Source organism: Vibrio sp. CB1-5 (genome assembly GCF_059412285.1).
In genome coordinates this window covers 36,747-52,386 of sequence record NZ_JBJHPB010000023.1, presented here as the reverse complement: position 1 = coordinate 52,386, position 15,640 = coordinate 36,747, and the positions used below count along the sequence as shown (strand labels likewise).

Below are 15,640 nucleotides of genomic sequence, written 5' to 3'. Positions count from 1 at the left end.
AGTCAGGCTCAAGGAACGGTGTTATGGCAGTAAGTACGGTTGATGTTAGACCGCATAGTATTAAGCTCACAGGGCAGGGAACGACGAGTATTACTCCCTCGCAAGCCTCTGATACCACAACCACATCTCTCTCCAAACACCTTCTCAAGCCGCAAGCAGAAATCTCTTCCGCTTATTCGTTATCCGGTGTGCTGCTGACACAAGGGCAGCAACACGCCACATCGGTGCAAATTGCCACTAAAGCGCTGCAAGGCGTGGGTAAAGAGCTGACACAAGTGAAAAAGCAGCTCACTCAAGCGTTATCTCACGGCTCTACGCCACAAATGACCGGTAAACTGTCGCGTTCAAAGCAAGTGATTGAAGCAACGCTCAATCAGGCGCGTTTTGATGGTAAACGTGTGGTCGATAATGAGCTTCATCTAAAGCTTGATACTGCAGACGTAAGGCGCTTTTCGATTCCAGGCCTCAATGTGCACCGTATGAGCGAGCGTGCCGAACAGGTGCGTTTGGATTTTCCAAGCGGGGGGTCAGTGATGCTGCAATTTGATGGTCAGTCGGATGGCCAGCGCACCGTCAAACAGCTCGACCGAAGCGTTATCCCTATGGGTATGCGCGCCTCACTCGCCAACGATGGCAGCATCGTATTTGAAGTGCACGAATCGGCCTACGCAGCGATGCAGCAGCAAGTTCGAGTCACTGGCGAAGGCCACCGCTTCCCGGCAGGACAAGCTAACACCTTTTCCATTCAAGCCGAGCCGGATGGCATGGCGGAACTCAAATTTGACTTAGGTTCTCGTGATGGCATCAAACAATCCATCGCCAAGGTGAACCAACACCTAAAACAAGCACAATCCAGCCTAAGCGAAGCAAGGCAATTCCAATCCCAACTCGATACTCAAATGACGCGTATTCAGAGCCAATCTAAGCTCCCTTCTGAGCAACAAGTCAGCGAAACACTTTCCGGCTTTAGTCAGCTTTCACAAGATTTCACGACGACATTTCAGGCGCTTAATGCGCAGGCGAATGTGAGGCGTCATACGGTTGTGGCGCTGCTGAAATAATTAATCTAAATAGTAATCGTCATCCTAACGCGAGTGACTCACCTATTGTGTCCCAATAACCTAAGGCACACGCTCAAGAAGATTCTCGTTTTCACGAGAATGACGGTTCTTCGAGTGCTGTTTTTTGTTCCTACCCGCACCGTCATCCTCACGCAAGTGAGGATCTCGTACCGCACGTGACTCATTTATTGTGCCTCAATCACCAAGGCACACACTTCAGAAGTTTCGCGTTTCTACGAGAATGGCGTTGTTGTGCATGTCAGTACTTTAGATAACTGTGCTTCACGTGACCGAGCTTCGAGTGAGCGGGTTCTGGCAGTGCGCCATCAAACCAAAAAGAAAAAATACAAAAAGCACACGAACGCCAGCAAAGTAGCCGATATCGTCGGATAGATGATATAGGCATCTTGTCGATCGGTGCGTCTAAAGCACATAAAGGTGAGTAGGCTGTTGTACACGACCAACAGTAGACTGATTAACGTGCCGCCCTTTAGTGAGAGAGTGGTGAGCTGGCTTAAGAACAGAGCGAGTAGGGCGTAATCAATGATGATCAGCCATAAAAATGCCTTTTGAAGTCCGTCTGGCGTTCGGTTTGGTTTTGGCGGTATGTGCGGAATAGATTGTCGCATAACATGCCCTACTGACTGGGTGCTCAATAATAAAAGGTAGTGAGATCAAAGGTGTACTATCAAAGCATAGAACACCCGAATAAAGGTGCAAGTTACAGTGCTTGCACCTGAGTGGTCGCGTTTGAAGCGCTGTCTGACTCGAATCGAATGGTATCGGTTCTAAACACAGGCTGATTGAATTTGGCCTTGTCGCGCGCCTTCTCTAGCTCATTTTTCGACTCATTGTTGGGCGATTGGCCAAACAAGGTATTGATGACCTCAGCTGCGGGTGTGGTGAGGATAAACAGTTCAATGCGGCGGTTTTCGCTTGATGAAGGATCACTGTGATTGAGTAAGGCGCGGTCAGACATGCCCGTTACTTGCAGCACACGTTGCTCTGGCATACCGCCAGCGGTGAGCGTTTGTCTAGCGACGTTGGCGCGTGATGCCGAAAGCTCCCAGTTGGATTTGCTCGAGAAGGTTTTCCGATACTGAGTGGCATCGGTGTGGCCGCTGATGATCATCGGGTTTTCTACCCGCTCAAACACAGGTGCTAAAGCCAGCAACAAATCTTCAAAAAACGGCGTTAATGTTGAGCCGCCGCGACCAAACATGTTCTGTTTGTAGTCATCTTGCAGTACGATGCGCAGCCCTTGAGGGGTAACGGTAACATCGACATTTCCTTGGGCGTTGATCTGACGCACCATGTCATTGATAACCTCAGCGAGAGCGGCTAGGCGCTCTTGGGTATCAAAGGTGCCGTCGATAAGTGAGTCTGACTCTGGCCCTTCGCGATCGCCTTGGAAAAAAGAACTCACGGAATGCACAGAGTCGTGACGACTGGCCACGGACGAGTCTGTGGTCAAATCGATGGGAGAAATACTTTTCGAAGTGTCGAATAGGTTGCCACTGCCTTGGTCAAAGACACTGGCCATTTGCAAATGGGCGACAATCGCTTTGCGCTCTTCTTTGTCGACCACTTGCATGACCCAAAGGACGAGGAATAACGCCATCAAGGCAATCATAAAGTCAGCAAACGCTACCTTCCATGCACCGCCATGAGACTCATGGTGATGACTACGACTGGCGCGTTTGAAGACTACTTGCTCATGTTTTTGCATTATCCCTCCTGTTCAGCGAGCCACACCTCCATTTGGTTAAAGGTCGGTTTAATGTCTAGCTGAATGTGCTTACGGCCAGCGTCAATTGCCAATAGTGTCGGCTTCTTCGCAACGTAGGCCACTAAGGTGGCGCGAGTACAATCGAAAGCGGACATATTGCGTTTAACGCGTTGAGCCATGGCGTTACTTGCTGGGTCTAAGCAGCAGTAACAGCCGAAAATACCGATAAATGTGCCTACTAGAGCGGCAGCAACGTGATAGCCAATCATGGCAATGGAGCCATCAATGGCGGACATGGTAATAATGATGCCGCCAACGGCTGCCAAAATACCAAAGCCAGGCATGGCTTCTGCGGTGCGCTGCATGGAGCGAGCGGGCTGCATATAGTCGGCCTCAATCGCTTCAATCTCTTGCTCTAGTAGTCCCTCTAACTCATGAGGCGACATTTGTCCCATTGCCATTAAACGTAAATTGTCGGTAATGAAAGAAACTAAGCGATAATCACGACTTACACGCGGGTAACGCGCAAAAATATCGCTCTGTTCTGGATTTTCGATGTGCTTATCCAGTGCCTTAAAGCCACCACTGCGCACGGTTTCCAGCAAGACTTGCAGTAGCGCCATCAGTTCCATGTAGAACTCGCGCTCATCCTTAGGAGGAGAGATGATGCCTCGCAGCTGATTGCGCATCTCTTTAAGCACTTGAGGTGGGTTACCTATGATGAGGGAACCAATAGTGGCACCGATGATGATCAGCATCTCCGCCGGTTGCCAAATGGCCATCAGACTGCCTCCAGCCCAGACGTAACCGCCGAAGACACACATCAAAATGATGATTGCGCCAGTAAACTTTTGCATAGTGGACTCCTAAGAAGACAGTAATTGGTTGAGTTGCTTAAGCGCTTGCTTGTGCAGCTGACAAATCCGTGGTGGGGTCAGCTCTAACACCAGAGCAATCTCGTGTAAGTTCAAGTCGTGTTGGTAGAACAGCGTCAGCAGTAGCTGTTCACGTTTGGGGAGTTGGCTAAGTGCCTTCTCAAGACTGCGGCGGATATGTTCGTGATTCATGCCATCGCAGGCAGACTCGACCGCACCTTCAAGACCGCTCTCGATAAGCTGATCAAGACTTTGCATTTCTGCGGCCATGGTGGCATTGAGCCGGGTATGATAATCCTGCTGTGTGGTACCGAGTGCTTTGATGATCTCTTGTTCGGTGGGCGCGCGGCGCAGGCGCTTGGTTAAATCACGCGTCACATCATTGAGCTCATGAGCCTGCTGACGGGTTTTGCGTGAACGCCAGTCAAGGCGGCGCAGCTCATCCAGGATTGAGCCGCGAATTCGGCACACGGCGAACGCCGGAAAGTTAGGGTCGTCGATGTTGCCATAGCGGCGCCCAGCCTCAAGTAGGCCTATCAGTCCAATTTGCTGCATGTCTTCGATGCTGCAATGGGTCGTGGCATGGTTGCGCAGTTGGTTAACCACGCGCTTAACCAATATTTGATGTTGGTTGAGTAGGCGATTTTCATCAATACGCGTGGCGTTTGATGTGACATCTTCGGCAACGGCGTAGCTGTCTGTGTGATTCATATCCAGCATAGTTGTACCTACTGAATAACAAATTTCGTCAGCAGAACGTCGTCTATATCGCGGCTTAACTGGGTATCGGCGTAAGCCGTCATCACCGAGGCTTTCACCTCCCGCTGAAGCAGATCCAAAGTGTCCTCGCCATGCAGATCTTCATAACGCTTTTGGCTGAACAGATTAAGCATGGCATGTCTGACTTTTGGCATATAGTCATTGGCAAACTCAAGGCGCTCGATGTGACGGGTTTCTAGCGCCAGCTCTAACATCACAAAGTGAGTCTGTTTTTTACCGCGCACACTGACAATCACGTTGTCTAAGGCGTGAAATTTTGGCCCTGCGCTTGGCTCAGGCTGAGATTCAAAAAATGAAAACTGACCATCGCTCCCCGTATTGGATGATTTCAGGTACCACATTGCACCTGCAACCGTACCGCCAGAGACGAGAGCACTGGTCACCACACAGGTGGCAAAGAGTGAAAGAAACTGTTTTTTATTCATGCTGTATTCCTAAAGCGATCACACTTGGGTACTAAGCCAGTGTTCATCCGTGGAGAAGGCCGTGGCGTTATGGCTGCCAGACTCGTGGCGCTCATTGGCAAAAATGGTTGAGTTTTGCTCGCGTGCAGGCTGGCCGTTGGACTCTTGTTTGTCGCCGCCGCCAATTTGCACATCAACGTGCATCAAACTTTGGTTTTGTAGCTCGGCGCGTAGGCGTTCCGACACTTGAACTAAGGCTTCTCGTGTGGCGGCAACGTTGGCATTGAGCTGAACGCTGAGTTTGTCGCCTTCGACACGCACCATAAGATCCAGTTTGCCAAGATCGGGCGGATCTAATCTGATCCGTGCTTCTTGAAGATTTTGCTGCGCTTGTAGCGTGACTCGATCATTGAGTACCTGCAGCATCTGCTCGCCCCATTTTCCTGCTTGAGGGTCGATGCGAACCGGCGCCCACTCCGTTGTCGCAGCGGCTGTGTTTACTGTGGTCGTTGGGTTAACAGAAGGAGCACCCGCTTGTGAGCCAGAAGGCAGAGCAACTGCGCCGTTCTGTGTTTGATTGGTACTGAGCAGATTAGCAATATCGGCGGTTAGTGATTTCCCGCCGAGCTCGGTTTGAGTTGCTGATGTCTGCAACAGGCCTGCCGACAATGCAGCCTCTTTGGCTGTGTTCTGAGATGCGCCGTTAGCAAGGTGAGGATTGACTTCACCTGAACTGCGCTGTGAGCCGGCTAGTTGCGTCAGCATAGGGCTGGTGGACTTTGAGAGCTCTCCGCCATCTAACGCAACATTACTTGCTATAGCAGAGCCGAACGACTGCGCTGGCGAAGTGACATATTGCGTCAATAGCGCACCATCGGTAAGTTCGTTTTCGACTAAAGCCTCATCCAACATAGACGCGGATGTAGCATCTTTGTCTGAGGTTGATTTCGGTGAGAGCAGGGAGCCAAAGCCACGAACGATAGTTTGGCCACCTTCTTTACTGTTTAGCGCTTGGCTAATCGATCCTTGCCCCGAGCTTTGGCTTTGTTTGTTGGTAGATATGCTGCCACTTTGATTGTTTACTAACTGGTTGCTCACTAGCATGGGGTTACTCCAAGGTCATCGCCAATTGATAAGCCATAGCGCGTTCTTTTTCCGCATCACTGCTATCAAGCTTTTGTTTCAGCTTACTGGTCGCCACCGACAGTGCCTCATAGGCGCTCAAATGTGCCCGCCGAGCACGCTCGATTTCCGGCGCTAAACGTGGGTCTTTAAGGAAAGGTCTATGGGTGTCCAAAAGCTCACGAAGCTGACCATCGTAGCGTTTGAGTGACTGCCAATCCTCGGTTTTGGCCGCCACCGTCATGCATTGGCTGAGGTGGCGAAACCGCTCGGGTGATACCTTATGCGTGTTTACCAAAGTCTTCCCACCCTTCTCTGATATTGCTCATTACACGTTCAACGCCAACGAGTTTTTCGGTGTCATTTTTAACGCTAGCTTGGTAGAGTTCTACTTGGCAAAACTCATAAAGCTGATGTAAGTTGTGCGCGATTTCACCGCCGTTATCTATGTCAAGGGCGCTATCTAGGCCAACAAGGATATTCATACATTTACTGATACTCTCGCCTTTTTGAGCCAAACGTTTTGCTTCCATATGACCGCGAACACGCTCAATTTCATTTAAAAGGCCATCAATTAACATAACAACCAATTGATGAGGCGTTGCTGCGGCCGCTTGAGCGTTAAGATCGACTTGTTGGTACGAGTCGTAGCCTGAGTCCATTAACATTAGATGAGTCCTTGTGGTGAGCTGAACATTCCCATTGTGCTGTTCATTTGGTTAATTAAATTATTCATTTGAGTGAATTGCGCCAAATAGCGGTTATATGACATGTCGTATTTACGCTCTAAGCCCGCTTGTTTATCTTCGACACTACTTATTTGATTCTCTAAGTTATGTTTCCTGTCGGTAAATAAGTTGTTGCCAAACTTAGTGAAGGGTTCGAGGGCTGATTCCATCGAATCAAAAAGTTGGTTTTCACCATTGAAGATGTGCTCAATTTGTTTGGATAAATCGACTTGCGCGTCATTAAATTTTTGAGAATCAAGCTCCAGCTTTCCATCTCGATTTGTTGTAATACCTAAATCATATAAAGCAACGCCATCAAATGACTGTCGAATCAAACCACCAAGTTGATTTTCAATCGACCGTACGGTGGAGTCATTAGCTAGCGTGCCTCTTGCTGTTCCCTCATCTCCAATGGCGGTGTGTTCATCAATAGCAACCATGAGAGCGTTATATGCATCGATAAAAGCATTCACACTGTCGAGTGTGCCTTCTTCATCGGCAGCAATGGTTAAAGTTGTTCCCTTTGCTGTTCCGTCTATATTTCCCTGATGAACTTGTGTTGCGGTAAAACTGACTCCTTCGATCGCATCGTTAAACGTGTTTGAAGAATTGGTAATAGGCAATCCGCTCTGTCCACCTAGTCGAACAATGGCGTCTTTAGGTTCAGAAAGGGTTGTATGATTCTCTGGCTTGAAAGCATTTTTTAACCATCCCCACGCTTCGCCTTGCGGGGTGTTTTTTAAACTGGCGGAGATTTTGTTGTCTTTCCCAGTGTCCTCACTGGTTAAAATAAAATGTGTTTCACCGTTGCTCCGAACTAGCGACGCGTTTACTCCAGTATTATCAGGGTGTTCATTGATAGCTTTTACTAAAGATTCGATAGAAGGGTTGCCATCCTGATTGGTTTCTAGGGTGGACATATCAACGGTAAACCGTTCCGTACCAACATCGATACGCAACTCGCCAGAACTAGGCACGAGAGTTCCTTGTGAAATATCGGTTGGCATACCCATCACAACCTGATGCTTGCTGGCTAGCTGTTCAACAAAAAGTTCATAGCTGCCATCAACCGCATTGTTGTCAGCGCTCGCGGTTAGATATCCTTCTTGCGAAAATATTGCTGAGTTCTTAATGATGCTTGCTGTGGAACTGTTCATCCCACTGATGGCATTTTCAAAGGTTTTTAGAGCGCTTTCTATGTCTTTGAGTGCAGAGAGGCGTGCACCATATTTAGTAGCTTGGGCTTGGTATCGTAATTCAAAAGGTTGTATATCAAAGGTGGCCAATTGAGTAGCCATAGTAATTGGGTCTATAGAGCTCATTACGAAAATCCTAATAATTAGCTAAGCTGGTTTGGACAATGAAAAGTACTGTGTTTAGTTAAGCAATTTTCGATCCTAAGAGTAATGCTTTGTTTTTAAATTGCTTTTTGTTGGGTGTGGAAGTTTTTTTTCCCTCTGGATAGGAACAGTGTTTCCATCGTCATTGAGAAAGAAAAACCTCCCGAAGGAGGTTTTTCTGCTGGGTAAAAATTTAGCCCAGTAGAGACATTGCCATTCCCGGCATTTGTTTTGCTGTCGCTAGCATTTGAGTACCTGCTTGCATCAGCATTTGTTGCTTAGTCATGTTTGAAGATTCAACCGCATAATCTGTATCAGTGATGCGGCCTTTAGCAGCAGATAGGTTTTCTGACATGTTTTGTAGGTTTGTTACAGTATGTTCTACACGGTTGATGTTGGCACCGAGTGCAGAACGCGCTGAAGAGATGGTTTCGATCAAATCCTGCATGTTTTTAGCATCGCCAACGGCTGTTGCAGCAACAGCACCGACACCAGTGTTGATGTCTTTAATGCTCTGATTTACATCCACTTTTAGTGCATCAGTAGTTGTTGTACCTAGTTGAAAAGTAATACCAGCAGCGTCTTCGAATGCACCACCAGCAGCAAATAGACTTTGACCACCAAAGTTGGTGTTAGCCATGATTTGGGTCATTTCTGATTTTAGGGCGCCATATTCTGCATCGATAGCGGCAATATCATTGGTTGAGTTTGAACCGTTATCAGCTTGTAGTGCCAGATCATTCATGCGCATTGCGATGTTAGTGAGCTCGTCTAGCGCGCCTTCTGCCGTTTGCATCATTGAGATTGCGTCTGAACCATTGCGCATTGCAACTGACATACCGCGAGTTTGTGCTTCTAGGCGGCTAGAAATTTGTAGGCCGGCTGCATCATCTGCTGCTGAGTTAATACGAAGGCCAGTGCTTAAACGCTCCATTGACGTGTTAAGTAGATCGTTAGAGCGAGTTAAGTTGTTTTGTGTAACCAGTGCCGCGTAGTTGGTATGCATTGATAGAGCCATAAAGCTTCTCCTTGAGTGATATCAATATGAGGACATGTTTTCCCTCTCATAAGAAAGAGGCGACTATGCAAAGACGAAAATTAAGTGTTTTAAGTAAATTAATAGTGACTTCTAAATAAAAAAATAGCCCCCTGAATGGAGGCTATTGGAATCGATTTTAAGGCTAGCCAAGTAGTGACATGGCCATACCTGGCATTTGTTTCGCTGTTGCTAGCATTTGAGTGCCGGCTTGCATTAGCATTTGTTGTTTCGTCATGTTTGAAGATTCAACGGCGTAATCTGTATCCGTGATGCGACCTTTCGCAGCCGATAGATTCTCAGACATGTTTTGCAGGTTAGTCACGGTATGCTCAACACGGTTAATGTTGGCACCGATAGCAGAGCGAGCACCAGAAATCGTCTCGATAAGAGTTTGCATACCCCCTGCACTACCTTTTGCATTAGCGGCAATTGCAGGAACGCCTGAATCAATGGCACCTAATGCCACCGAAACATCAACAGACAATGCATCCGCTGTCGTTGTGCCTAACTGAAAGCTTATGGCGCCAGCACCCATGCTACCAGCCCCTTTTAGCAGTGCTTGACCACCAAAATTAGTGTTAGTCACGATTTGCCCCATTTCTGCCGCCAGTGCTTGGAATTCAGCATCTAGAGCGGTTTGGTCTTTCGCTGAATTAGTGCCGTTATCCGCTTGAAGTGCTAGGTCGTTCATACGCATAGCAATGTTAGTTAGTTCATCGAGCGCGCCTTCAGCGGTCTGCATCATAGAGATGGCATCAGAACCGTTACGCATTGCGACTGACATACCACGAGTTTGCGCTTCTAAACGGCTAGAAATTTGTAGACCAGCTGCGTCGTCGGCCGCAGAGTTGATACGTAGACCGGTGCTTAAGCGTTCCATTGATGTATTAAGTAGGTCGTTGGAACGTGTTAGATTATTTTGTGTGACTAGCGCAGCGTAGTTAGTGTGCATTGATAGAGCCATTGTGAATTCTCCTAGATTTGTCTCAATGTGGGACTATCGCCCCGCTCACTAACTAGAGGCGGTTGGTTGATTTTGAAAATTAATTGGAAATAAGAAAAAAAGCTAAGAAATTGAAAAGTAGTGGGGAAGTTGTGATGTTGGTTCAAGATTAATGGTTAATATGGTCCTTGGTCCTTGGTCCTTGGTCCTTGGTCCTTGGTCCTTGGTCCTGTGGTCCTGTGGTCCTCGGTAACTCTTACCTCCAAGGGCCTAGGACCTAGGACCGCTCTTACCCGCTTTTACTCATTCTTTTCTTCTACCTGCCTAACAATCGCTTCAATCTCTTCATCGACAAACTCGGTCTTCGCTGACTGATACATGTTGTAGATGCTGGCATCAAGTAGCGCTTGCTGTTTGTCGCGTTCGGCTTGTTCTTGTGCGAGTTGGTTTTGGGCTTCGATTTGTTGATCGGCCAGTTGTTCGGCTTTGGCGTGCTCGCGCTGCTTTTTGCGTATTTCTGCTTTTGGGTCTTCAAAACCTTTGAAGTGCACGGGAATGGGTACATCAGACACATAGCCAAAGTAGTACTTAGCACCGAGCATTTTATATTGCGACAAGGTATTTTGACTGGTGACGCGCCCCGCTACTAAGGTCGCATTACGACGTTTGATGTAGCGGATAACCGGTAGTAGCGCTCGCTTCTCATCTTGGTTATCAAGTGAGTTAGAGATCTTTATCGTCTGTGGGTCAAAGGGTGTCAGATACTCTAAGTCATTGATGGGTAAATGCACATCAAAACAAACCTTATGGAAGCGATCTTCAAGTCGCTCCAGCATCGCCTTAGTGGCGGGGTTGCTAGCCTCACACGGCGTGAGATACAAGCTTGGGATCAGCATCGACATGGGCTGCTTGAAATGTTGGCCAAGCTGATCGATAAAGTGTTTGCCTTCTGGGCGTAGCAAAGTACAGGCGTTCATGGAAAACACGAGGTTGTTGAGTAGATCTGGGTGAAAGGTCTCTAACTCAAATTGGGTTTGCCTAACTGCCAGATATAAGGCGAACAGGTCGAGCGCTGCGCGCACCGTATCGGATATATCGAGTGCGAAAACGCTAAGGTCTTTCTTGTCACCATAACGCAAGGTGATGTACTGATACTCAATCTCGTCACTGCTGCAATACCGAATAGGCTGGCACGCATGACACACCTCATCGGCGGCCATGAGCTCGGCAAGTTTATGATCGTCGTCGGTGACCGCATTGTCCTCTATCATGCGCAGCACGAAGAGGAACTGGGCCCTATAGCTACTTAAATTATCCAAGGTTTCCTACCACGTTGATTTGTTTGCTTTCAGGGATTTCGTTGTATGACAACACGGCCAATCCCTGTGAGAAGGTGCGGGCATAGCGCGCAATCAGCGGCCTTAGCTGCGGCATCACCAAGAGTATTGGTGCCAATCCTTGCTGCTTTAGCTGCTGTTGTATTAGAGGCAGATTCTGTTGGAACTGGCTCAAAATATTCGGTTCAATCGGGAAGCTATCCAGAATCACGTTACCATTCGCTTGCGCTTGATGCAGTGATTGCATAAGCATTTGTTCTAACTCATCGGAAAGGGCGTATACGTTGAGCTCTTTGCGCTGGCCTGCGACGAGGTTAACCAGAGTGCGGCGCAATGCACAACGCACGTCCGAGGCAAGCAGGATCGGCTCTTTGGTGTTCTCTGCCGACTCCAACATGGTGTTGGCAATGGTGCGAATGTCTTTTAGCGGCACCTGATCGAGCAGCAGTTGTCTGTACACCTTTAACTGCTGTGCTGGGTTTAAAGCTGCACCGAGTGCTTCGGCAAGCTTGGGCGCTTGTTGGGTTAAACGCAGGTTCATCGCGTCGACATCATCGTGGGTAAATAGCTCTGCTAGATGAGACTTCATCACTTTACTGATATGGGTCGCAATCACGGTGGCGTCGTCCACCACTTGATAACCCATGTTGAGCGCTTTGGCTTTATCGTTGTGTTCAATCCAAACCGCAGGTAGGTGGTAAGCAGGATCGCTCCCCAAGATACCATCGACTTCGCCATAGGTTTCGCCCACAGCAATCGCCATGAGACGGTCTGGCTCGATAAAGCCTTCTTCGATGATCTCACCGTTAAGTGCAATGGTGTACTGGTTGGGTTTTAGGCTTAGGTTGTCGCGAATGCGTACTTCTGGCAGCAAAAAGCCCACTTGCTCTGAAAGGTTCTTTCTTACCCCGCGAATACGCTGCAGCACTGGCGCGCCTTGTTCTTTGTTCACCAGGTGTACCAGACGGTAACCCAGCGCGAGCGACAAGCTTTGCACATGGGGAATATCATCCCAAGAGAGCGGCTGTTCGTTGTCGTTTTGCATCGCGTGGCTGATGGCTTCGACTTCGTCTAGCTGCGGATCATCACTAGGTGCTTTGGATTGCTTCCAGCCCGCAAAGGCTAAAACGGCGGCGAAGGTAAAAAAGGCCAGGTGAGGCATGCCAGGAACAAGGCCAATAATCAGCATGATCGCCGAAACGGTGTACAGCGTGGCGGGTGTTGCCAACAGCTGCTTTTGCATGGTGTCGGCCATGTCGCTGTCGCTGTCATTAATGCGCGTCACAATAATGGCAGCTGCGGTCGCAAGTAGCAGCGATGGGATTTGTGCTACCAAGCCATCACCGATGGTCAGCAGGGCGTAGGTTTTAAACGCTTCTGATGCTGGCAGTCCATGCTCAAATACACCAATGCTGATACCGCCAATGATGTTGATGAACAGGATCATCAAACCCGCTACCGCATCGCCGCGCACAAACTTGGACGCACCATCCATCGAACCGTGGAAATCGGCTTCGTTGGCGACTTCTTTGCGCCTCGTACGAGCCGATTCTTGGTCGATAAGACCCGCATTCAAGTCTGCGTCGATCGCCATTTGCTTACCCGGTAGGGCATCAAGGGTAAAGCGCGCCGATACTTCAGAAATGCGCTCACCACCTTTGGTGATCACCACAAAGTTAATGATCATCAAGATGACGAAAATTACCATACCGACCACATAGTTGCCGCCGATCACCACTTCACCAAACGCTTGAATTACCTTACCCGCAGCATCACCGCCGTTGTGGCCTTCAAGCAACACAACACGTGTCGAGGCCACGTTGAGCGTCAAACGCATCAAGGTCGCGATAAGCAATATGGTTGGGAATATAGAAAAGTCGAGTGGACGCTTAGCGGTGGTACTCACCAAAAGTACCAAAATCGCCAGTACGATATTGAAGGTAAACAGCGCATCCAGCAGCAAAGGTGGCAATGGCAAAATCACCATGGCCAAAATCATCAGCAATACAATGGGAATGCCAATGTATCCTTTTCCTGAGCGTCTAAGTTGATGAAGACGATTCAACATATGTGTTCCTTTGTTGTTTCGAGTGCGCTAAGCAGGTTAATGCTGCAAGTGCTTAGGGATAGTAAACGACGGTAGCGGCATCGGTTTTTTACCGCTGCCGCGACGAAATGCTTTGAGCTGCATAACGTATGTCAGTATGTGCGCCACGGCGATATAGAGCTGGCTCGGTATGGCTTGCTCTATCGCAGTGGTGTGATAAATGGCACGGGTGAGTGGCGGTGAATTAAGCACCTCCACATTGTTTTCTCTGGCAATGCGTTGAATGTGCATGGCGGTTTCATCGATGCCTTTGGCGACCACAAAGGGCGCTTCTGATAAATCATTGTCGTATTTGAGAGCGACCGCGTAGTGAGTCGGGTTGGTGATCACCACATCGGCTTTCGGTACCGCTTGGTCGATTTTGCGACGAGCGAACTGCTGTTGGATTTGGCGAATGCGCTGTTTCACCTCGGGGCGGCCTTCGTTGTTCTTGTACTCTTCTTTGAGCTCTTGCTTGGTCATTTTGAGCTGTTTTAGGTGCTCGTAACGCTGGTAGGGGATATCAATCACCCCGAAAATTAGAAGCGCTACGCCCATCAGGAGCAAGCCTTCAAACAAAATGGTCATGACCAGGGTAATGCCCTGATTCAATGTCAGCTTTTGCATCCCGAGCAGTTGCGAAAAGTTGCTGTCGAGATAGGTATAAAGAAGGGCAAAAATCACCGCGACCTTGAGCGAAGATTTAATGAGCTCAACCACAGAGCGCGAAGAGAACATGCGCTTGATGCCGGACAAAGGATTGAGCTTACTCAGTTTTGGCTGAATATTGGCAGGTCGAAACATCCAACCGCCTAAAATTAGGCTACTGCCAACAGAGGCAATGATGATGACGGCAAACAGCGGCAGCAACAGCTCAATGATGATCGCCAGACTCTGCCCAAGCTGCTCCAGCATTTGTTGCGGGTTTTCTAAATCGTGGCGCGTTAGCGACATATTAAAGTGAAACACCCCTGAGATGTGCTCCCAAATCCAAGGCAGTTGGCTGTAGAAAAACATCGCCACAATCAAAAATAGCACCGCAGTGGTGAACTCTTTGGCGCGGGGTATTTGGCCTTCTTGCCTCGCCTTTTTGACTTTCTGGGGCGAGGCTTTCTCGGTTTTGTCCTGGCTCGATTGCTCACTCATGCGCCGCCTACCATAAACAGGTTGAGGTAAGAGAGCGTCTCGTGCACCAGCGCGGTATAGCGACTTGGGATACCGCTCACCGTGATCAAAATACTAAATAGACCCAGTAACATGGTCATGGGAAAACCAAGCGCGTAAACGTTCAAACTAGGCGCGGCGCGGTTCATGACACCAAAACTGATGTTGGCAAGCAACATAGACACAATCGCCGGCAGCGCTAGTGCCAATGCAGATGCGAACATCCAGCCAAACAGCGAGACCAAGCTATCAAGTGAGAACACCGATAATCCTGAACCTACCGGCCAAATGACAAAGCTTTGCACCAGAATGTCGATCACCAGAAGGTGGCCTTCGAGCGCCAAAAACAGCAAGGTACAGAGCAGCAAAAAGATGCGACCGAGAATCGCGACTGATAGGCCATTGACCGGATCGTTCATGATGGCCATACCGAGACCCATTTGCAGTGACACTATCTGTCCCAGCATGGTGAAGATATTGAAAAACAGATGCAGGATAAGGCCGAAGAACACGCCCCACATGGCTTGCTCAAAGGCGAGAAACAGCGACGTCATCGAAAATAAGTCGACAGCGGGCATCGCTGGCATCAGTGGCGCGGTGATCACCACAATCGATAGGGCGAGCAGCGCTCGTACCCATACTGGAATTAACGCGTCGCCGAAAAATGGCATGGCCAAAAAAGCAGCCCCAATCCTGAAAAAGGGCCACCATAATTGACCGAGCCATTGTGAAATTTCGGCGAACGTAATTTGCATCAACCAATCATCCCTGGAATGTTGTGGAACAAGTAGTCGAATAATTCCATCAGTTTTCTTAGCATCCAGTGACCGGCGAAGATCACCATCAGCAAGGTAGCCAAAAGCTTAGGGAGAAAGCTTAATGTTTGTTCTTGGATCTGTGTTGCGGCCTGAAACACCGCAATCACCAAACCAACTAAAAGCCCGGGTACTACGAGTACCATCACCATAGTGATGATGAGCCAAACGGCGTTAGAGAACAGCGCGACAGTCATTTCTGGGGTCATAGCGTGTC

At 48.7% G+C, this 15,640-nt stretch carries 17 protein-coding genes; 1 reads left to right on the top strand and 16 read right to left on the bottom strand.

Annotated elements, in window-relative coordinates; genetic code table 11:
* The first annotated feature begins 23 nt into the window (after nucleotides 1-23).
* Nucleotides 24-1,061, top strand: coding sequence for a flagellin (locus ACJB0T_RS15955; protein ID WP_479294692.1), 1,038 nt, complete (start codon nucleotides 24-26; stop codon nucleotides 1,059-1,061).
* 326 nt (nucleotides 1,062-1,387) lie between these two features.
* Here the strand turns inward: ACJB0T_RS15955 and ACJB0T_RS15950 are convergent, their stop codons facing one another.
* From ACJB0T_RS15950 to fliQ, 16 genes are all read right to left on the bottom strand, one after another.
* On the bottom strand, nucleotides 1,388-1,690 hold the full coding sequence (locus ACJB0T_RS15950) for a hypothetical protein (protein ID WP_112461417.1): 303 nt from the start codon (nucleotides 1,688-1,690) through the stop codon (nucleotides 1,388-1,390).
* 92 nt (nucleotides 1,691-1,782) lie between these two features.
* On the bottom strand, nucleotides 1,783-2,790 hold the full coding sequence (locus ACJB0T_RS15945) for a flagellar motor protein MotB (protein ID WP_479294693.1): 1,008 nt from the start codon (nucleotides 2,788-2,790) through the stop codon (nucleotides 1,783-1,785).
* Entirely contained in the window at nucleotides 2,790-3,647 is an 858-nt protein-coding gene (gene motA / locus ACJB0T_RS15940) for a flagellar motor stator protein MotA (RefSeq protein ID WP_479294694.1), read from the bottom strand. The genes ACJB0T_RS15945 and motA overlap by 1 nt, the downstream gene beginning before the upstream one ends.
* A gap of 9 nt (nucleotides 3,648-3,656) precedes the next feature.
* Nucleotides 3,657-4,385 carry a FliA/WhiG family RNA polymerase sigma factor gene (locus ACJB0T_RS15935; RefSeq protein ID WP_479294695.1) on the bottom strand — a complete coding sequence of 243 codons (729 nt, stop codon included), beginning with the start codon at nucleotides 4,383-4,385 and terminating at the stop codon, nucleotides 3,657-3,659.
* 8 nt (nucleotides 4,386-4,393) lie between these two features.
* Nucleotides 4,394-4,870, bottom strand: a complete 477-nt coding sequence (locus ACJB0T_RS15930; protein ID WP_479294696.1) for a flagellar basal body-associated FliL family protein — start codon at nucleotides 4,868-4,870, stop codon at nucleotides 4,394-4,396.
* An 18-nt stretch (nucleotides 4,871-4,888) separates the two neighbouring features.
* A complete protein-coding gene (locus ACJB0T_RS15925) occupies nucleotides 4,889-5,953 on the bottom strand; it encodes a flagellar hook-length control protein FliK (RefSeq protein ID WP_479294697.1) in 1,065 nt (354 codons plus the stop codon).
* Between the two features lie 4 nt (nucleotides 5,954-5,957).
* Nucleotides 5,958-6,269: a phosphoenolpyruvate-utilizing N-terminal domain-containing protein gene (locus tag ACJB0T_RS15920; RefSeq protein ID WP_042502059.1), complete on the bottom strand. Its 312-nt coding sequence runs from the start codon at nucleotides 6,267-6,269 to the stop codon at nucleotides 5,958-5,960.
* Nucleotides 6,253-6,639, bottom strand: a complete 387-nt coding sequence (fliS, locus tag ACJB0T_RS15915; RefSeq protein ID WP_479294698.1) for a flagellar export chaperone FliS — start codon at nucleotides 6,637-6,639, stop codon at nucleotides 6,253-6,255. The genes ACJB0T_RS15920 and fliS overlap by 17 nt, the downstream gene beginning before the upstream one ends.
* Nucleotides 6,639-8,021, bottom strand: a complete 1,383-nt coding sequence (fliD, locus tag ACJB0T_RS15910; RefSeq protein WP_479294699.1) for a flagellar filament capping protein FliD — start codon at nucleotides 8,019-8,021, stop codon at nucleotides 6,639-6,641. Before fliD ends, fliS begins: the two co-directional genes overlap by 1 nt.
* Before the next feature lie 211 nt (nucleotides 8,022-8,232).
* The gene (locus ACJB0T_RS15905) at nucleotides 8,233-9,057 is read right to left on the bottom strand and encodes a flagellin N-terminal helical domain-containing protein (RefSeq protein ID WP_479294700.1); all 825 of its coding nucleotides are present in this window, start codon (nucleotides 9,055-9,057) and stop codon (nucleotides 8,233-8,235) included.
* A 163-nt stretch (nucleotides 9,058-9,220) separates the two neighbouring features.
* On the bottom strand, nucleotides 9,221-10,042 hold the full coding sequence (locus ACJB0T_RS15900) for a flagellin N-terminal helical domain-containing protein (RefSeq protein ID WP_479294701.1): 822 nt from the start codon (nucleotides 10,040-10,042) through the stop codon (nucleotides 9,221-9,223).
* Nucleotides 10,043-10,320: 278 nt separating this feature from the next.
* Complete coding sequence (locus tag ACJB0T_RS15895; protein WP_479294702.1) at nucleotides 10,321-11,292, bottom strand: diguanylate phosphodiesterase; 972 nt, start codon at nucleotides 11,290-11,292, stop codon at nucleotides 10,321-10,323.
* A gap of 40 nt (nucleotides 11,293-11,332) precedes the next feature.
* Complete coding sequence (flhA, locus tag ACJB0T_RS15890; RefSeq protein WP_479294703.1) at nucleotides 11,333-13,426, bottom strand: flagellar biosynthesis protein FlhA; 2,094 nt, start codon at nucleotides 13,424-13,426, stop codon at nucleotides 11,333-11,335.
* 36 nt (nucleotides 13,427-13,462) lie between these two features.
* Nucleotides 13,463-14,590, bottom strand: a complete 1,128-nt coding sequence (gene flhB, locus ACJB0T_RS15885) for a flagellar biosynthesis protein FlhB (protein WP_353497397.1) — start codon at nucleotides 14,588-14,590, stop codon at nucleotides 13,463-13,465.
* On the bottom strand, nucleotides 14,587-15,363 hold the full coding sequence (gene fliR / locus ACJB0T_RS15880) for a flagellar biosynthetic protein FliR (protein WP_446648550.1): 777 nt from the start codon (nucleotides 15,361-15,363) through the stop codon (nucleotides 14,587-14,589). Before fliR ends, flhB begins: the two co-directional genes overlap by 4 nt.
* Nucleotides 15,363-15,632, bottom strand: a complete 270-nt coding sequence (gene fliQ, locus ACJB0T_RS15875) for a flagellar biosynthesis protein FliQ (protein WP_112461405.1) — start codon at nucleotides 15,630-15,632, stop codon at nucleotides 15,363-15,365. Before fliQ ends, fliR begins: the two co-directional genes overlap by 1 nt.
* Nucleotides 15,633-15,640 lie beyond the last annotated feature (8 nt).

Excerpts from the sequence above, each read along its gene's own strand:
- ACJB0T_RS15955 (WP_479294692.1), top strand. The coding sequence starts at position 24 with ATGGCAGTAAGTACGGTTGATGTTAGACCGCATAGTATTAAGCTCACA.
- ACJB0T_RS15950 (WP_112461417.1), bottom strand. The coding sequence starts at position 1,690 with ATGCGACAATCTATTCCGCACATACCGCCAAAACCAAACCGAACGCCA.
- ACJB0T_RS15945 (WP_479294693.1), bottom strand. The coding sequence starts at position 2,790 with ATGCAAAAACATGAGCAAGTAGTCTTCAAACGCGCCAGTCGTAGTCAT.
- motA (WP_479294694.1), bottom strand. The coding sequence starts at position 3,647 with ATGCAAAAGTTTACTGGCGCAATCATCATTTTGATGTGTGTCTTCGGC.
- ACJB0T_RS15935 (WP_479294695.1), bottom strand. The coding sequence starts at position 4,385 with ATGCTGGATATGAATCACACAGACAGCTACGCCGTTGCCGAAGATGTC.
- ACJB0T_RS15930 (WP_479294696.1), bottom strand. The coding sequence starts at position 4,870 with ATGAATAAAAAACAGTTTCTTTCACTCTTTGCCACCTGTGTGGTGACC.
- ACJB0T_RS15925 (WP_479294697.1), bottom strand. The coding sequence starts at position 5,953 with ATGCTAGTGAGCAACCAGTTAGTAAACAATCAAAGTGGCAGCATATCT.
- fliS (WP_479294698.1), bottom strand. The coding sequence starts at position 6,639 with ATGTTAATGGACTCAGGCTACGACTCGTACCAACAAGTCGATCTTAAC.
- fliD (WP_479294699.1), bottom strand. The coding sequence starts at position 8,021 with ATGAGCTCTATAGACCCAATTACTATGGCTACTCAATTGGCCACCTTT.
- ACJB0T_RS15905 (WP_479294700.1), bottom strand. The coding sequence starts at position 9,057 with ATGGCTCTATCAATGCATACCAACTACGCGGCACTGGTTACACAAAAC.
- ACJB0T_RS15900 (WP_479294701.1), bottom strand. The coding sequence starts at position 10,042 with ATGGCTCTATCAATGCACACTAACTACGCTGCGCTAGTCACACAAAAT.
- ACJB0T_RS15895 (WP_479294702.1), bottom strand. The coding sequence starts at position 11,292 with ATGATAGAGGACAATGCGGTCACCGACGACGATCATAAACTTGCCGAG.
- flhA (WP_479294703.1), bottom strand. The coding sequence starts at position 13,426 with ATGTTGAATCGTCTTCATCAACTTAGACGCTCAGGAAAAGGATACATT.
- flhB (WP_353497397.1), bottom strand. The coding sequence starts at position 14,590 with ATGAGTGAGCAATCGAGCCAGGACAAAACCGAGAAAGCCTCGCCCCAG.
- fliR (WP_446648550.1), bottom strand. The coding sequence starts at position 15,363 with ATGCAAATTACGTTCGCCGAAATTTCACAATGGCTCGGTCAATTATGG.
- fliQ (WP_112461405.1), bottom strand. The coding sequence starts at position 15,632 with ATGACCCCAGAAATGACTGTCGCGCTGTTCTCTAACGCCGTTTGGCTC.